General features: G+C 67.1%; 11 protein-coding genes. 5 read left to right on the top strand and 6 right to left on the bottom strand.

Features of this window, described 5'->3' with window-relative positions:
- The first annotated feature begins 33 nt into the window (after positions 1-33).
- The 3 genes from V0R62_RS14960 to V0R62_RS14970 all read left to right on the top strand — a co-directional run bounded on the left by V0R62_RS14960 (position 34) and on the right by V0R62_RS14970 (position 4,082).
- Positions 34-552, top strand: a complete 519-nt coding sequence (locus V0R62_RS14960; RefSeq protein ID WP_186732588.1) for a sigma-70 family RNA polymerase sigma factor — start codon at positions 34-36, stop codon at positions 550-552.
- Entirely contained in the window at positions 549-1,496 is a 948-nt protein-coding gene (locus V0R62_RS14965) for a FecR domain-containing protein (RefSeq protein WP_330104287.1), read from the top strand. Before V0R62_RS14960 ends, V0R62_RS14965 begins: the two co-directional genes overlap by 4 nt.
- Before the next feature lie 87 nt (positions 1,497-1,583).
- Positions 1,584-4,082, top strand: coding sequence for a TonB-dependent siderophore receptor (locus tag V0R62_RS14970; protein WP_330104288.1), 2,499 nt, complete (start codon positions 1,584-1,586; stop codon positions 4,080-4,082).
- Between the two features lie 28 nt (positions 4,083-4,110).
- On the opposite strand, the gene V0R62_RS14975 is transcribed toward V0R62_RS14970, so the two are convergent.
- Positions 4,111-5,340, bottom strand: a complete 1,230-nt coding sequence (locus tag V0R62_RS14975; protein ID WP_330104289.1) for a DUF1835 domain-containing protein — start codon at positions 5,338-5,340, stop codon at positions 4,111-4,113.
- Positions 5,341-5,564: 224 nt separating this feature from the next.
- Here V0R62_RS14975 and glsB point away from each other — a divergent pair, with 224 nt between their 5' ends.
- Entirely contained in the window at positions 5,565-6,482 is a 918-nt protein-coding gene (glsB, locus tag V0R62_RS14980) for a glutaminase B (protein WP_050705163.1), read from the top strand.
- Positions 6,483-6,491: 9 nt separating this feature from the next.
- Here glsB and V0R62_RS14985 read toward each other — a convergent pair whose 3' ends face one another.
- Positions 6,492-7,526, bottom strand: a complete 1,035-nt coding sequence (locus tag V0R62_RS14985; RefSeq protein WP_330104290.1) for an AraC family transcriptional regulator — start codon at positions 7,524-7,526, stop codon at positions 6,492-6,494.
- Between the two features lie 283 nt (positions 7,527-7,809).
- On the opposite strand from V0R62_RS14985, the gene V0R62_RS14990 reads away from it, so the two are divergent.
- Entirely contained in the window at positions 7,810-8,712 is a 903-nt protein-coding gene (locus tag V0R62_RS14990; RefSeq protein WP_330104330.1) for a SphA family protein, read from the top strand.
- Between the two features lie 230 nt (positions 8,713-8,942).
- On the opposite strand, the gene V0R62_RS14995 is transcribed toward V0R62_RS14990, so the two are convergent.
- From V0R62_RS14995 to V0R62_RS15010, 4 genes are all read right to left on the bottom strand, one after another.
- Positions 8,943-10,220: a DSD1 family PLP-dependent enzyme gene (locus tag V0R62_RS14995; protein WP_408005689.1), complete on the bottom strand. Its 1,278-nt coding sequence runs from the start codon at positions 10,218-10,220 to the stop codon at positions 8,943-8,945.
- A 15-nt stretch (positions 10,221-10,235) separates the two neighbouring features.
- The gene (locus V0R62_RS15000) at positions 10,236-11,630 is read right to left on the bottom strand and encodes a D-arabinono-1,4-lactone oxidase (protein WP_330104291.1); all 1,395 of its coding nucleotides are present in this window, start codon (positions 11,628-11,630) and stop codon (positions 10,236-10,238) included.
- 15 nt (positions 11,631-11,645) lie between these two features.
- Positions 11,646-12,002: a c-type cytochrome gene (locus V0R62_RS15005; RefSeq protein WP_330104292.1), complete on the bottom strand. Its 357-nt coding sequence runs from the start codon at positions 12,000-12,002 to the stop codon at positions 11,646-11,648.
- 302 nt (positions 12,003-12,304) lie between these two features.
- Positions 12,305-16,540 carry a hemagglutinin repeat-containing protein gene (locus tag V0R62_RS15010; RefSeq protein WP_330104293.1) on the bottom strand — a complete coding sequence of 1,412 codons (4,236 nt, stop codon included), beginning with the start codon at positions 16,538-16,540 and terminating at the stop codon, positions 12,305-12,307.
- Positions 16,541-16,568 lie beyond the last annotated feature (28 nt).

The raw sequence follows: 16,568 nt of genomic DNA on the forward strand, positions 1-16,568 counted from the left end.
TAATGCGATAAATTCCCATTTAAGAATTTATCCATGTCGGCCGAGTCCTCTGCCCTACCCTCCGCGGTCAGTACCCTCTATGCCCAGCACAGTGTCTGGCTGCGTGGCTGGCTGCGCAAGCGTCTGGGCAATCATTGCGATGCCGCCGACCTGGCACAGGACACCTTCGTCAAGCTGATCAAAGCCCGTACCGCACTGGAAATCCGCGAGCCACGCCAATACCTGAGCACCGTGGCCAAAGGTCTGATGATCGACCTGCTGCGGCGACGCTCACTGGAGCAGGCCTACCTCGACACCCTGGCCAACCTGCCCGAGGCTCAGGTCCCCAGTGCTGAAACCCAAGCCATCCTGCTCGAAACCCTGGTAGAACTGGACCGCCTGCTGGCGGGATTGGGCACACGCATTCGCCAGGTCTTCATCCTGTCCCAGCTCGACGGTCTCACCTACGCCCAGATCGCCACGCAGCTGGGTATCTCCCTGCGCACGGTGAACAGCCACATGGCCAAGGCCATGGAGCACATCTGCCTGCTGCAATGGGACACCCACGCGTGACGCCGACACCCGCCCAGCGCGAGGCAATCCGCGCAGCGGCGCACTGGTATGCGCGGCTGGCTTCAGGGACGGCCGACGCCCAGGAGCAGGCGTGCTGGCAACGATGGCATGACAGCGATCCCTTGCACCAACAGGCCTGGCAACGCATGCAGGCGATCAGCGACAACCTCGGACGCATGCCGGGCCAGCTGGCGGCCTCGACCTTGCTGGCGGCCGGACAATCACGACGCCAGGTACTCTACGGCCTGGCCTGCCTGCTCGGTGGCGGAACACTGGCAACCCTGGGCTGGCGCAGCGACCTGAGCCTGGCCCTGCGGGCCAGCCACCATACCACCGTGGGTGAGCGTCGCACCTTCACCCTGGCCGACGGCAGCCAGTTGACCCTCGACACCGACAGCGCGGTCGACGTGCGCTTCGATGATCGCCAACGCCTGCTGGTGCTTCATCGCGGCCAGCTGGCCATCAGTACCGGCACGGACCCGACCGCTCGCCCCTTCCTGGTCGAGACCCGTTTCGGACAGGTGCAGGCATTGGGCACCCGCTTCCTTGTCAGCACCGGCGAGCAGGGCTGCGAAGTGGCGGTCATGGAGAAGGCCGTGCGGGTCTCGGCCGAAGGCAGTCAGCCGCTACGCCTGGAAGCCGGACAGCGGGTCGGCTTCGGCCCGTCGGGCATCGGTCGCATACGCGTCAATGACGCCTCGGTCGGCGCCTGGCAGGATGGCAGCCTGATCGCCATCGAACAGCCCCTGGCCGAACTGCTCGCGCAACTGTCGCGCTACCGTCCCGGTGTGCTGCGCTGCGACCCGGCCGTGGCCGCCCTGCGGATTTCCGGCGCCTTCCCCATCACCGATACCGACCTGGCCCTGGAGGCGCTGCAAAGCGCCTTCGCCCTGGACGTGCAGCGACGCACCCGTTACTGGGTGACAGTGACCGCGCGCGGCTGATTTTCTTTGCCCGAGATTGCACTTTCATGCGCGCTCGTTCGGCCCTTCCTTCCATCTGACACCACTCAACCACTTGGGAAGGGAAGCATGAGCACGCGGCACTCGGTACATTCGGCATTGGCGTTGGCCATCCACCTTTCACTGGGCACGACGTTCGCGTTGCCCGGCATCGCCCTGGCCGCATCGGCCAGCAGCACCCAGACCCGGGTCTACGACATTGCGCCCGGCAACCTGACCGAGACCCTGAGCCGCTTCGCCAGCCAGGCCGGGGTGGCGCTGTCGTTTGACGGCGCGGCCACCCGGGCCCTGCGCTCCTCCGGCCTGCAAGGCCGCTACAGTATCGACCAGGGGTTTGCCGTGCTGCTGGCGGGCAGCGGCCTGCAGGCGGTCCGTCAGGCCAATGGCGTCTACCTGCTGGTCGCCCTGGCGCACGACGACGCCGTTCAGTTGGGTGCCACGCAGATCGACAGCCAGAGCCTGCAGGACGATGCCGACAGCTATACCGCCGCCAGCGCAACAGTGGGCAGCAAGGTGGCGACTTCGCTGCGCGAAGTGCCTCACTCGGTTTCGCTGATCACCCGCAAGCGCATCGAGGAGCAGAACCTCAACAGCCTGACCGACGTGATGGGCAAGATGACCGGTGTCTCGGTGCAGAAGGGCGGGATCTCCCAGGCGGCCATGGGCAACGAGAGCAACTTCTTCTCCCGCGGCTTCGCGGTGTCCAACACCACCCTCGACGGTGGCGCGCCGTTGACCAGCTCCATCGCCGGCTACGGTTCGCTCAGCCAGCTGGACATGGCCCAGTACGAGCGCGTCGAGTTCCTGCGCGGCGTCGATGGACTGTACTCCAGCACCGGCGATCCCGGCGGCACCGTCAACCTTGTGCGCAAGCGCGCCCTGCGCGAGCAGCACCTGAGTTTCGCCGCCTCGGCCGGCAGCTGGGACAACTACCGCAGCGAGCTGGACGTCACCGGACCGTTGGTGGACAGCGCGGCCCTGCGTGGCCGTCTCGGTCTGGCGTACCAGGACAGCAAGTCGTTTCTGGACTACGTCGATACCCGCAACTCGCTGACCTATGGCTCGCTTGAACTCGACCTGACGCCAGACACCGTGCTCACCGTCGGCGGCAGCGTCCAGGACAACGATGGCGTACCCTACTTCGCCGGGCTGCCGCGCTACAGCGACGGTGCCGACCTGAAGCTGCCACGTCACACCGCGTTTACCTCCAACTGGAACACCGTGCGGGAAAAGACCACGCAGTTGTACACCCGGCTGGAGCACAATCTCACCAGTGAATGGTCGCTGACCACCGACCTGACCTACGTCGACATCGACCGCGACTCCACCGGTCTGTACTACTTCGGTGGCGTGGACCCACAAACCGGCACCGGGCCGAGCTGGCACCAGTACCCGAACAAGGGCGGCAGCGTGCGCAAGACGGTCAACAGCTACCTCAAGGGCGGGTTCGATGCCTTCGACCGCCATCATGACGTGCTGCTGGGCGTGGACTACACCAACACCGTCGGCTCGGTGATCCAGCGCACCGGCCTGATCTCTGGCATTCCCGTGGACCTCGGCGGACGCACCCCGCCGCAGGACCTGGGCAGCACGCCGAACAAGAAACAACAGCTACCTGAGATCCGCCGCTCCGCCTACGGCATGACGCGCCTGGCGCTCAGCGATGACCTCAAGTTCATTCTCGGCGGGCGCCTGACCGACTACAGCTTTCAGAACAAACAGGACTTCTACGACGGAACCACCCCGCCCTCACGTCCGCAAACGCAGCACAAAAACGGCGTGTTCACCCCCTACGCCGGCCTCACCTACGACCTGAATGATCGCTGGACCGCCTACACCAGCTATGCCGAAACCTTCACTCCCCAGGCCGGCAACACCGACACCAGTGGCGCCCAGATCGCGCCCGCCACCTCGAAGAACTACGAGGTCGGCCTCAAGGGCCAGTGGCTCGACGGTCGCCTCAACAGCTCGTTCGCGGTGTACCGGATCGAGCAACAGGACACCGCCGTCTACGATGAAAACGGCAGCGGTCCAGTTGGCAGCGAGGCCACCTGCTGCTACTTCAACGCCGGCCAGGTCACCAGCAAGGGCTTCGACGCCGAGATCAGCGGCGAAGTCGCCCGCGGCCTGCAACTGACGGCCGGCTACACCTACAACCGCCTCGAGGCCAAGGACGCCAGCGACGGTCGTGGTAGCTTCGAAGGCGTCACGCCCAAGCACCTGCTCAAGGTCTGGGGCACCTGGCAGTTGCCCGGCGGGCTGCAGGACTGGAAGGTCGGCCTGGGCGCGACCAGCCAGAGCGGCACCTCCAAGCAAGGCACGGTCAGCCCGTTCAACCCGTCCACTGGCCGCTTCGATGGCAACCCGGTCGACTACAAGTTCCTGCAGTCGGGCTACACGATCTGGAGCGCCAGCCTGGATTACCGGATTGACGAGCACTGGTCGGCAACCCTCAACGCCAACAACCTGTTCGACAAGAAGTACTACGCGACGGTGGGCAATTCGGCCTACAACAACTTCTACGGCGACCCACGCAACCTCATGCTGACCGTGCGCAGCAGGTTCTGATTCCAGCCTCGAGGGGCACGTCGGCCACTCAGCGCCGCCACACCTGCCCTTGTGCGTTTACCACCCATGGCGCCTGCCCGGCGCCAATGCACACGCCCCCCACCCAACGCTCGGCAGGCTCCAGGTCCAGCCAGTTCACCTGGCCAGCCAGCACCCGCTCGCCCAGCGCGCTCAGGCGCAACGGCCGCTGCTGCCAGTGCTCGCCGGGCCCCTCGTGCAGCAGCGGACGTGATGTGTCGATCAGTGGCCGCAGCAGCACCTGGAACATCAGGTCGCCCAGGTACGGCAACGGTTCTTCACGTGCCATCAACTCGCCGAACACACGCCCGGCCGGCAGCTCGCCGTGGCGGGCCAATATCCTCAGTGTCAGGCGCTCGGTCAGGCTCAGACCATCATCGGCCCCCGGCAACTCGAGCAGCTGCCGAGCCAGCGCCGCGCCCAGCAGGGGCAACGCCTCGTGCCGGCGGCCAGCAAGCCCGGCCCAGTCCTGGGGATCGGGCGCGGTATAGGCGCTCCAGGCCTGGCGTGCCAGAGCCAGAGCCTCCTCGCCCAGGGCCCGTCGTTGCGGCCACAGCCAGGCCAGCACGTCGGGGGCCAGTTGGCCGATGCCGATGAAGCGCTCGATACCCGGCACCCGCTCGACCTCGATCAGTTCCAGGCGCCTGGGCAACGTGGCCAGGCTGGCCAGCACGCGGATCAGAAACAGCTGGTCGTAGGCATCCGCCTCGCACCAGAGCACCAGTTCGCTGTTGCCGTCCAACTGCGCCAGTGCCGCGCGCTGCCGGGCCTGACGTTGCGCCAGGTCGGCGGTGTCGAGTCTGAACACCCGTTGCACATAGGCCGTGCGCGTGCGCCAGTAATCCTCCTCGGGCAGGGCCGGCACCGGCCCCATCACCATGGGATCATCGAACATGTGGAACACCCCGGAAAAACCGGCGATCCGCAGGCTGTGCTCGATGTCGCTGCCACAGCGCCAGTGCTGCACCCGCGCCTGGTCATCGGCGGCAAACCCGGGGTGGCGGGCGGCGAAAGCCACCGCGTCGGCATGGGCCTTGAGCTTCGGCCAGCTGGCGAAGCCGGCCTGGCGAGCCACCAGCCACTGGGTGTCGGCCAAGCGATAGTCGGGGCCGGGCAGGCCCAGGGCGTTCAGTTGAGTGCGGGTATCGGTGTCCAGTGCCTTGAGCAGGCGCTTGGCGCGCTTGCGTAGCGCAGACAGGTCGAGAAGGCCGTGGTGACGGGATGCATCGATGGCAGGCATGCCAACTCCTTGTGAGGCTCGGTCCGCCGACAAGCCGGGAGCTGGTATGGAATGTACTGTTCAGTGCCTGGGTAACCCCTTCGCGCGGACCGCGGGCGCAGCGAACGCCTGGAGCGTGACTTTAGCCGCTGCGCGACGATCACGCAATCGATGTGCTCCGCAGCCAGCAGCCATCGTCTACCTGAACGTTTCGAACGCGCCTTTCCTTCGTACCAGGTTTCCCGATGCAAGCACTCCTGCAAGAGATCCTCGACCACGTCCGCCCCCTGCTCGCCCAGGGCCAGGTGGCGCAATACATCCCCGCCCTCGCCCAGGTCGACCCGAACCAGCTGGGCATCGCCGTGCAGAGCCTGGACGGCCAGCTGCACTGCGCAGGCGATGCGCATACGCCGTTCTCGATCCAGAGCATCTCCAAGGTGTTCAGCCTGGTGCAGGCGATCAACCACAGTGGCGAGGACATCTGGTCGCGGCTGGGCTACGAGCCTTCGGGCCAGGCATTCAACTCGCTGGTGCAACTGGAGGTGGAGAAAGGCCGGCCACGCAACCCGTTCATCAATGCCGGGGCACTGGTGATCTGCGACATCAACCAGTCGCGCTATGCCACCCCCACCCTGTCGATGCGTGATTTCGTCCGTCGCCTGGCGGCCAACCCGCGCATCGTCAGCGACACCGTGGTAGCCGAGTCGGAATACCAGCACCGCGCGCGCAACGCAGCCATGGCCTACCTGATGCAGGCCTTCGGCAACTTCCACAACGATGTCGATGCGGTGCTGCGCAGCTACTTCCACCATTGCGCGCTGTCGATGAGCTGCGCCGACGTGGCCCGCGGCTTTGCCTTCCTGGCCAACAGCGGCTACTGCCCGCACAGCGGCGAGCAGGTGCTCAGCCCGCGTCAGGCGCAGCAGGTGAACGCGATCATGGCCACCAGCGGGCTGTATGACGAGGCCGGCAACTTCGCCTACCGGGTCGGCCTGCCAGGCAAGAGCGGCGTGGGCGGCGGCATTGTCGCGGTGGTGCCGGGGCGCTACAGCATCTGCGTGTGGTCGCCGGCGCTGAACGCCTCGGGCAACTCGCTGGCGGGGCTGCGGGCGCTGGAGCTGCTGAGCGAGCGGATGACTGGGTCGGTGTTCTCGGCGGTCTGAGCGAACATCCTAAAGGACCGGGCTGTCGCGCCAGGCCGAGGGGCTCTGTCCGGTCCAGCGCTTGAACGCCCGGCGAAAGCCGCGCACATCGCTGTAGCCCAGTGCCTCGGCAATGCGTTCGATGGGCATGTTCGGGTTGCCCAGCAGGCTCATCGCCCGCGACTGGCGCACCTGCTCCTGCAAGCCTTCGAAGGTCACGCCGTGTTCGGTCAGGTGCCGGCGCAGGGTACGGCTGCTCATGTTGAGGTCGGTGGCGACACTGTCGATCCGGCAGCCCTCGGGCAGGTCGCGGGCGATGGCGCGCTCCACGCTCTGCAGCAGGCTGGCCTTGTGCTGCAGCGGCGCGCACTCCAGCTCCAGCAATTTTAGCGCCTGGCGCAGGGCGACCGGCTGATGGCCGGGCAGCGGCTGGTCGAGCCAGCGGCTGGCAATTACCATGCGATTGTGCAGGCAACCGAACGTCACCGCCGGCCCTAGCAGTTGCACGTAGCTGTCCCGGTAGGCCGGCGCGGCATGGGTGAACTCGAAGCGCATCGGCTGGAACTCGGCACCGATCAGCGTCCGGCCATAGACCATCAGGCTGGCGAAGAACTCCTCCACCGCGAACACCTGAATCTCGGCGTAGGGCAGCCGGCATTCGACCTCGATGAGTGTTTCCCGCGCGCCTTCGTGCAGGCCGTAGACCGCGATGCCGCCGCTGGCGTGCTGGTAGCGCATGCCCACCTCGAAGGCATCGCGCAGGGTCCGGCACAGCGACAGCACGTGCCCCAGCAGGCCCAGGGTGCCCAGCACGTTGCGATGCCCGACCCACAGCCCCAGGCCCTGCCCGGGCAAGGCCTGCAGGGCGCGCTGGATCAACGCCACCGCCTGGCGACAGGCGATGCGCTGGGCCGGATCCTGCAACTCGGCCGGGGTGAAGCCCAAGCCGCGGCACAGCCGCTCGCCGTCCAGGCCACGGTCGCTGGCGAGCTGGACCAGGGTCTGCAACATGAACGGCGACGCCAGCGCCAGGTCGAGTTGCGGGTCGAGGGGGGTACTGGGCATGAAAGGCTACTCCCGGGCCGAGGCGCCTGAGGTTCTTGTTGTCGGGGGCACTGCGCTCGGCGCCGTCATCATATCGCGCAGGGACACCCCCCAACGGCGAGAGTAACAAAATATTGCAGAGTGTCCGGCAAAGCCCCCCTGCCTGTCCGGCAAGGCCCTGCGCCCCCTGACGGCCAGCGCTTATTTGTATAGGGCGGCACGACGCCGCTCGCCCACAACAATAAGAACGAGCCCGACCATGAACCCGACCCGCCTCGCCTGGCTGCCCCCGGCAGCCGCCTGCATGCTCAGCGCCAGCCTCACCCTCCCCGCCCATGCCACCGAAAACGGCGTGGACAATATCGGCCCCGGCACCGACGGTTTCTTCGTCCTGCCGCTGAACGTCGACCAGTTGCCGGCGCACATGTTCGCCTTCAACCTCTACTACAACCACTACCAGGCGCGAAAGCTGGATATCAGCTCGCTCGGCGGCAAGGTCGAGCAGGTGAAGATCACCTCCGATGCGATCATTCCGCGGCTGGACTACCTCAGCCCGCTACGCCTGTTCGGCGGGCGGGTCGGTGGCTACGTGGCGCAGCCCTACATGCGCCAGCAGGTGGCGATGTTCGGCCAGCGCAGCCGCCGCGAAAGCCAGGGCGACGTCACCATCGCACCGATCATCCTGTGGGACATGGGGGCGGACCTCACCCTCGGCGCGGCGCTGGAGATCACCCTGCCCACCGGCGACTACGAAGCCACGCGCATGGCCAACACCAGCAACAACTTCTATACCTACAAGCCGCTGCTGTCGGCGACCTGGCTGCCCAGCGAACGCAGTGAGGTATCGGTCAAGGCCACCTACAGCTTCAACGAAGAGAACCACGACACTGACTACCGCTCGGGGCAGCTGTTCCACTTCGACTATTCGGCCAGCTACCGGGTAACCGACAACCTGCGCCTGGGGGTCAATGGCTACTACGTGAAGCAGACCACTGACGACAGGCAGTTCGGCCGGACCGTGAGCTTCATGGGTGAGGATGTCGACGATGGGGTACGCGGGCAGGTGTTCGCCATCGGCCCGGCGCTGCATTACACCTTCCTCGAGTACGCCAGCATCGAGGCGCGCTGGGCCAAGGAGTTCGCGGTGCGCAACAGGCCGGAGGGGGAGATGCTGTGGGTCAAGCTGAGTTTGCCGTTTAGTTTGTGAGGTCCGATCCGTTGCTACTTTCAGCGTTTACGTCTTGATCGCCGGGGCTGCCTTGCGGCCCTTTCCGGCCGGTCCGACGCCTCGGCAAGGCCGCTCCTACAGACGACCGCACTCCCTGTAGGAGCGGCCTTGTGCCGCGAAAGGGTCGCAAAGCGACCCCGGCAATCTTGAACTTGAAAGGGACGGCCCATTCAGGGGAATGCATGAATTACGGACTGCGCAGCACCCCGCTACGCATACACCGGCCAGCGCTCGACAATCCGCCCGCCGCGTACCGCCAGCAGGTCACCGAACTGCAGCAGGATCGCCTCGGACTGGGTCGGGCGCAGGAACACCTGGTCGTCGACCTGCAGGCCCACCGCCGCCGAGCCATTGAGCATTTCCTGGTTGGAGCTGCGTCCGTACAGGCCGTTGAAGCGTAGCCCCTTGGGCGACTCGGGCTCGGCCAGCCAGTTGCCGCCATAGATGAAGAAGGTCTCGCGCTGATTCGGGTCCCACCAGGCGAACAACGCCGACTTGCCGTCCAGCGCCGGAATCTGCACCGCCCCCGTGCGCTTGATCACCGGCGTGGCGATATAGGCCGCTGGCTGGTGGTCCTCCAACGACGGCAGGTCATAGTGGGTGGGTTTGAGCAACGCAGAACCCACCGATACCTCGCTGCTGGTGCGCTCGTGCTCGTGCATGCGGTAGCTCGGGCTGCCGGCGGTGTTGAGGGTCAGGTCCGTGCGCCACAACCCGGGGTAGTGGCTGCGGGCGTGGTCGACGAAGCCGTCGTACAAGCCCATGACCTTGCCGAACAGCGCCTGGGGCGATCCGAGGATGCCCGGCACGCCCATGCCGACGAAGGGGTCGTAGCCCATGAAGCCGGCGAAGGCCAGGTGCCGGGGATTGGCGGCGATGATCGCCAGCATCCGCTCCAGCTGCGCCGAGTCCTTGACCCCGCCACGGTGCAGGCCGACATCCAGCTCGATATTGATCCGCAGCCGGGTGCCCAGTCCCTGGGCCAGCGCCAGGTACTGTTGCAGGCGCTCGGGGGTATCGAGCAACCATTGCAGTTGCCTGGCCGGGTCGAAGGCGCCGCGATGCGCTTCGTAGAACAGTTGCGCCGAACGCACCGGCAGCGGCTTTCCAAGCAGGATGTCGGCCTCCGGGAAGCGCAGCGCATCGTGGTTGAGGAACGGCTGGTGAAACGACATCAGCCGGCGGGTATCGGCGCGCCGGGCGATGTAGTCGAGCAACTGCGGCGAGGGCAGCGACTTCTCCACCAGGCGCAGCTGCTTGCCGGCACGGCGCACCGACTGGGTCACCACGTCGATGTTGTGGTCCAGGCGGTCGAGGTCGATCAGCATCACAGGGCGCATCGGCCCGTGCTCGCGCAGCTCGCGCTGCAACCTGGCGAAATAGTCGTCGTGCGGCGCCCCTTGGGCGCCAGGGCGCAGCCAGGCGCCGGCAGCAGCCAGCAGCACACCGGCTCCCGCTGCGCCGACCAGGAATTTGCGTCTGTTCATCACATCTCCTTGTGCTCAGCCCACGCCGAGGATCGAGGCCAGGTGGCCATTGAGGAACTTGCCTGTCGGGTCCAGCGCCTGGCGCACCTCGGTGAACGCCTTCCAGCGCGGATACAGCGGCTGCAGGGTGCGCGCATTGAGGGTGTGCAGCTTGCCCCAGTGCGGGCGCCCGGCGTATTTCCAGAAGATCGGTTCGATGGCGGCGAAGAAGTTGTGGTGGTCCATGCTGTAGTGCTGGTGCACCGAGATCGAGCAGCTGTCGCGCCCTTCGAACATGCTCAGCGGGATATCGTCGGCCTTGACGTAGCGGTACTCGATGGGAAACCAGGTGCGCAGGTCGCGCTCGCGGATCAGCGCGAGGATCTCCCGCAGGCAGGCCGGGCCATCCTCGGCGGGTACCGAGTACTCCATTTCGTTGAACCGCACGTTGCGCACGTTGGCGAAGATCTCGTATGAGTCGCCGACCCGCTCGTCGAAGTTGGCGACATGCCGCAGGCTATTGAGCAACGCTCGCCGGGCCGCGGGAAAGTCGCTGCCGTATTTGTCGAGCTTCTCGATCAGGCTGACGAATTCGTTGCCGCCTTCGCTGGCCGGATCCTGGGCGGCGGTGACGGCGTCATTGGTCTCGTTGAGGGCGATGGACAGCGCGTAGTCGGAATGGGTGATCACCAGCATTTCCCAATGCTGGTTTTCCCGGGTGTTCTTCTCCACGTCCTCCAGCAACTCGTCGGTGCGTGCAATCCATTGTCGCTCGCGCAGGCGGAAGGCCTCGCGGTTCTGCAGGCGGATCCGGGTGGCCACGCCCAGCGCGCCGAGGGACACCCGCGCCGCGGCGAACACCTCGGGGTGCCGATGGCTGTCGCAGTCGAGGACCTCGCCACTGGCCGTGACCAGTTGCAGTCCGGTGACCCGCGAGGAATACGAGCCAAAGCCGACACCGGTGCCATGGGTCGAGGTGGCGATCGCGCCGGCCAGGGTCTGGTAGTCGATGTCGGCCATGTTCGGCAGCGCCTGGCCAACCGCCTTGAGCGCCGCGCCCATCGCCGACATCGGCGTGCCGGCGGCGAACTCGGCCTGCAGGGTGGCAGGGTCGTGGTCGAGCAGGCCGTTGAAGTAGCCCAGCGACAGCAGGGTGCCGTCGGTGGGCACCAGGGCACTGAAGGAATGCCCCGAACCGACCGGGCGTACCCTGCCAGGGGCCTGGCGGATGGCCTGGGCCAGTTCGTCGAGGCTCTGCGGCGCCAGCCGCGCCTCGGGCAGGCAGCTCTGCGCGCCGGACCAGTTGCGCCAGGGGATCAGCCGTGGCGCGCGCAACAGTTGCGCCAGTGCCGGGTTGGCGGAAAGCGCGAGCAACGCGCAGGCCGCGCCGGTGTGTTGCAGCCAGCGACGACGGGACAGGTGAATCGCCATGGGAGTACCTTGCGCTCAATGGAGGGACTGGCCGGACATGTAGCCGATCAGGGCGAGGAACTGCGCCTCGCTGCACTGCATGCACAGGCCCATGGGCGGCATGCCCTGATAGCCGTTGATGCTGTGGTCCAGCAGGCGGTCGACGCCCTGGGCCAGGCGCGGTGCCCAGGCTGCCGCGTCGCCTGCCAGGGGCGCGCCGGACGCGGGGTTGGCGTGGCAGGTCTGGCAGGTGTTGGCGTACAGCGCGGCCAACGCAGGGTCCGCGGGGGCTGCCTGGATGGCGACGGGCTTGCTGTCGTCGCGGCAACCGCCGAGCAGCAGGGCCAGGGTGGTCAGGGCGGCTGCGCACGGCAGCGGTGGGAAAAGCGGCATGGTGCTCCCCTCTTCTACCGTGCTTGGGCACGGCGTTTTCTTGTGGTGGGTAGGAAGCAACAGTAAGACGGGGACAGGCTGGGGGTTCAGGGCAATGGCGGACAGCTAGGGGGGTGGGATCGGACAAGCCTGCGCAGGGCAAGCAGCAACAGGCAGCCCTTTTAAGGTGCTGAAAATTGGCGTCCGACTTGGGCTCGCCGAGGCTGCTTTGCAGCCCATCGCGGCACAAGGCCGCTCCTACAGGGATACGCGTTCGCCTGTAGGAGCGGCCTTGTGCCGCGATGGGCCGCAAGGCGGCCCTGTCAGCCCTTGTTGGTCAGGCCGTCAACCTGGCCTTCGACCGTCACCGGCCCGACCTTCAGCTTGCCACCCTCCAGCGACACGCTGGGCAGGCCAGCCTCCGGCAGCTTGGGCAGATCGAGGGTGGCCTTGACCTGGTAGCCAAGCGGCTTGACCTCGGCCCCGAGCGTAGTGCCGCCCTGCTCCACGCCCTTGACCTGCAGCCCTAGCCCACGCTGCGCCGCGATGCCCGAAGCCTCCGTGACCCCGGCCTTGCGCACGAACTCGCCCTGGGCATTGAACGATGGCGTGTAGTCGAAGCCTGGCTTGTCCTGGCCCTCCTTCGCCTCACCCGGCTTGCCGGCCAGGCCTGCGCCCAGGTCGACCCGCACCGAGGTACTGGTGTCCTGGCGCTCCGCGACCGTCAACCCGCCCGCCAGCTTGCCGCCGACTTGCTGGCCGTCGACCCGTGCGCCGCTGAGTTGCGCCGCGCCGGCACTGTTCAGGGTCACATCGCCAGCGGTGATATGGCTGTTCTGCTGGGTGGTGGCCTGCAGATGGTCCACCTGCACCTTGCCGCCCAGGTCGAAGTCATGTGACGAACTGACCTTTTGCCCGGCGTCCGCCGGTGTATTGCGGCTCAGGTTGCTCCCGGCCTTCACCTCGACGCCCCAGTTGGTGCGGGCCTGGGTGGACTGCGCCGACTCCAGCGCCAGGCCACCCTCGCCTGCGCTGACGTTGACGCCCGTGGCACCGACCTGGGTGCCCTGCAGATGCACCGACTGGCCGGCCAGGTCCACGTTGCCATGGCTGTTAAGCTGGCCGCCGGCCAGGGTCTGCGAGCGTTCGTTGGTCTGGCCCACATTGAAGTTACCGCCCAGCTTGCCGCTCAGGTCACGGCCCTGCTCACCGGTGGCAGCCTTGCCGCCGAGGTTGAGGCCACCGCCCAGATGGCTGCCGCTGACGGTCCGGGTGTCGCTGGCGGCCTGCAGGTCGAGGGCGCCACCGGCCTTGAGTTCGACCGGGCCGTTCACGTCGATGCGCGTGCCTTGCAAGGTCTGGTCGCCACCACTGCCCAGTCGCACCGGGCCGTTGCCGCTGATGCTCGCCACCTGGGCCTTGCTGTCGACACTGTGCTCGCCGGCATGGTCGAGCTGGAACCCAGCCCCCAGATCGACCTTGTCGCCCACCGGCAAGGTGCCCACGGTCAACGAACCGCTGCCAGCGAGGCTGCTGGTGTCTCGACGCGCATGGTTGCTGGCCTGCTCCAGGGCCAGCTTGCCGCCGGTGTTGACGGTCACCGCGCCCTGGCCGCCGTCGAGGCGGCTGCCTTCGAAGCGGGCATCGCCATCGACCTGGATGTTCAAGCCCTGGTTGCCACTGAAAGCACCGACCACGGCCGTGGATTTGTCTTCGGCCAGGTGCTTGCTCCCTCCCGAACCGTTGGCGGTCACATTCAGGTCCTCACCGGTCTTGGTGTAGACCCGGGCAGACACATCGGCGTTCACCTGCTGCTCGCTGCGGCTATGGGTGTTGCTGGCCGCGTCGGCCTGCAGCGAGCCGGCCTTGACGCTCAGCGCGCCGCCGTTGGCGTTGTACTGAGTGCCCTGGTCCTTCAGCGCGCCGGTCACGTTCAGGTCGACACCCTGACTGTTGAACTGGCTGACCACCGCGGTACCGGTCTGCTCGCCCTGTTGCTGGCTGGCATGGCCCACGGCCAGGTCGACGCCCAGGTTCGGCGTACCCAGTTTGCCCAGAGCGGCAGTCAGCGAAGTCTTGCCGTCCAGCACGTCCTTGACGTCGTTGAGCGGCAGCTTGCCGTCGAGGGCGTCCTTGACCGACACCTTGCCGTCCACCACATCCTTGACCGCCCCGGCGATCGGCCGGGCGATGTCCTTGTACTCGACGTTGACGCCGACATCCGCCGTCCAGCTGCTCTGCTGGTGGCTGCTGCTAGTGGTATCACGGGCCGCGCGGTTGTCCACCTGGCCTGCGCTGACGCTCAGGGTGCCGCCACTGTTCACCTGCGCGCCCTCGCTGGCCAGGGTATCGGCCTTGATGTTCAACCTGCCGGCGCTGTCGATGCCAGTGGTCTTCGCCGTGGTGCTGCTCGAAGTGTCTTGCTCGGTGCGATGGGCGAAGTCGACCCCGGCACCGGCACGGTCGAGGCCGGCGGTGAGGTAGATGCCCCCCCCGGTGTGGCGGCTGTCGCTGGACTCGCTGCGGCTGTCCTGCTCGGCCAACAGCGACACCTGCTTGCCGGCCAGGCTGGTATCGCCTGCGGTGGACTTCACCGCGGCGCCCTTGACGGTCAGGTCACCGCCAGCGGTCAGCTGAACCTCGCTGCCGCTGAGGCTGGAACCCTGCTGGCTGACCTGGTTGCCACCGGCGCTCTTCCGATCGCTCGCATAGCCGACGCCGGCACGATACTGTCCGGAGCCCGGCGCGGTCTCCTTGGCCGAGGCGACGAAGCCACGGCTGCTGCTGTCGCTGTTGTGTTCGCGGGTGTCCTGGGCCGAGGCGACCTTGAGATCCCCCGCCGCCTCGGCGCTCAAAGCGCCGGTGGCCTTGACCGTCGAGCCGACCACATCGATGCCTTCGGCGCTGCTCAGGCCGACGCTGCCACCGGCCACCAGCTCGCTACGCACTGCGGTGCTTTCCCGGCTGTTCTGCTTGGCCTCGTTGTGGCTGACGCCGAAGAACTTGCTCTGCTGGTTCTGGCTGTCACGCTGGTCGGTGTGCGAGGCGTTGCTGATCTGCACCTGCTTGCCGGCGATGCGGATGTCCTGGCCACTGGTCAGCTGGGCGCCCTCGGTCAACACCGACGCCTTGGCGCGCAGTTCGATGTCGCCGCCCTTGAGCTGGCTGGTGACGCTGCGCTGGGTTTCGTTGCGAGTGTCCCAGTCGGCCTTCCAGAAGCCCTTGGTGTGCTTGCCCTGGTCGGTCTGCACCTGGCGCTCGGTGGCGGCGGTCAGACGCAGGTCGGCGCCGCTGTTCAGGCTCAGCTGGCCGGGCGCCTCGAGGCTGGCGGCGCTGAGGGTGAGGTCCTGGCCGGCGCTCAGGCGGGCATCGCGCTGGGCCACGACCCGAGCGCCATGCTCACGGGTGTCGCTGTCGGTCTGGGTGCGCTGGTAGGTCTCCCAGTCAATGCCCAGCGCGCCGCTGCGCCAGTTCTCACGTTTTTCCTGGAGCTTGCGGCTTTGCACGGTGCTCAGGGTGAGGTTGCGTCCGGCGTCGAGCTTGACGTCGCGCCCGGCCACGTCGGCGGCGGCCAGGGTCAGGTCCTGGTCGCCACGCAATTGGACATCGCCCTGGCTGCTGCGCACGCCCGCACGGGTCGCTTCCAGCGAGTCGGCCACGGCGGCGCCGCTGACGTTCAGGTCACCCGCCGAGTCGATGCGCACGCCGTCGCGGCCGTCGATCTGCCCCGGCCCGACCCGCACCCCGGCACCCTGCGCGGTGCTGACGATATTGATGCGCCCGGCCTGCATCGCGCCGAACAGGCTGGCGTCGATACGCTGCTCGCCACTGGCCGCGCCGCGGTCGACGACCTTGACCTGGCCGCTGGCATAGTCCACCTGGTTGCGGCCCACGGTGAGGTTGAGCTGGTCGCGGGCATCCAGACGGCCCTGGCTGTCGATGCGCGGGGCGATCAGGTTGACCGAGCCGCCGTCGTTGCGCAGGCCGGCGCCCTGCACCTGCAACTGGCCGCTGGCGTCCTGGGTGCCCAGGGCCTTGAGCCGGCCCGCGTCCAGTTCAGGGCGGCCCACCACCAGGCTGGCATTGGGCGCGTTGATGAAGCTGGCGCCGTTGACCGAGATGCCGTTGGGGTTGGCCAGCACGTAGTCGGCGGCGCGGCCGAAGATTTCCTGGGCGCCATTGATGGCGGAGGCGTTGCGGCTGACCACTTCGTTGAGGATCACGCTCGCCGCCTGGCCCTGGAACTGCGGGTTGGCCGCCAGCTCACCGGCCAGCTGCGAGTGACCGGCCTGCAAGGCGTTGTTCAGCACCAGCCCCTGGCGATCGACGTTGTAGTCGAGGAACTGGTTGTGCGACAGGCCCGCGCCGTTGGGCGCGACGATATTGACGATGGGCACGCCGCCCTGGGTCTGCAACTGCGCCGTGCCCCCGGGGCCGGGGGCGACCACGACGCCGCCGGCCAGCGCCTGGGGCAGGCTCGCGGCCAGGAACAGGCTGGCTATCGCCCAGCGCAGCTTGCCTTGCGGGGACAGGTTGAAGGTAAAGGGGGTCTTGGGCATAGGTCACTCTCCATGTCGGTACTGCTAA

It is taken from the genome of Pseudomonas carassii (assembly GCF_036324045.1).
Lineage (GTDB): Bacteria > Pseudomonadota > Gammaproteobacteria > Pseudomonadales > Pseudomonadaceae > Aquipseudomonas > Aquipseudomonas peradeniyensis.

Bases quoted from the DNA above. Each gene is read 5' to 3' on its own strand.
- V0R62_RS14995 (WP_408005689.1), bottom strand. From the start codon at position 10,220: ATGAACAGACGCAAATTCCTGGTCGGCGCAGCGGGAGCCGGTGTGCTG.
- V0R62_RS14990 (WP_330104330.1), top strand. From the start codon at position 7,810: ATGCTCAGCGCCAGCCTCACCCTCCCCGCCCATGCCACCGAAAACGGC.
- V0R62_RS15005 (WP_330104292.1), bottom strand. From the start codon at position 12,002: ATGCCGCTTTTCCCACCGCTGCCGTGCGCAGCCGCCCTGACCACCCTG.
- V0R62_RS15010 (WP_330104293.1), bottom strand. From the start codon at position 16,540: ATGCCCAAGACCCCCTTTACCTTCAACCTGTCCCCGCAAGGCAAGCTG.
- V0R62_RS14970 (WP_330104288.1), top strand. From the start codon at position 1,584: ATGAGCACGCGGCACTCGGTACATTCGGCATTGGCGTTGGCCATCCAC.
- glsB (WP_050705163.1), top strand. From the start codon at position 5,565: ATGCAAGCACTCCTGCAAGAGATCCTCGACCACGTCCGCCCCCTGCTC.
- V0R62_RS14985 (WP_330104290.1), bottom strand. From the start codon at position 7,526: ATGCCCAGTACCCCCCTCGACCCGCAACTCGACCTGGCGCTGGCGTCG.
- V0R62_RS15000 (WP_330104291.1), bottom strand. From the start codon at position 11,630: ATGGCGATTCACCTGTCCCGTCGTCGCTGGCTGCAACACACCGGCGCG.
- V0R62_RS14975 (WP_330104289.1), bottom strand. From the start codon at position 5,340: ATGCCTGCCATCGATGCATCCCGTCACCACGGCCTTCTCGACCTGTCT.
- V0R62_RS14960 (WP_186732588.1), top strand. From the start codon at position 34: ATGTCGGCCGAGTCCTCTGCCCTACCCTCCGCGGTCAGTACCCTCTAT.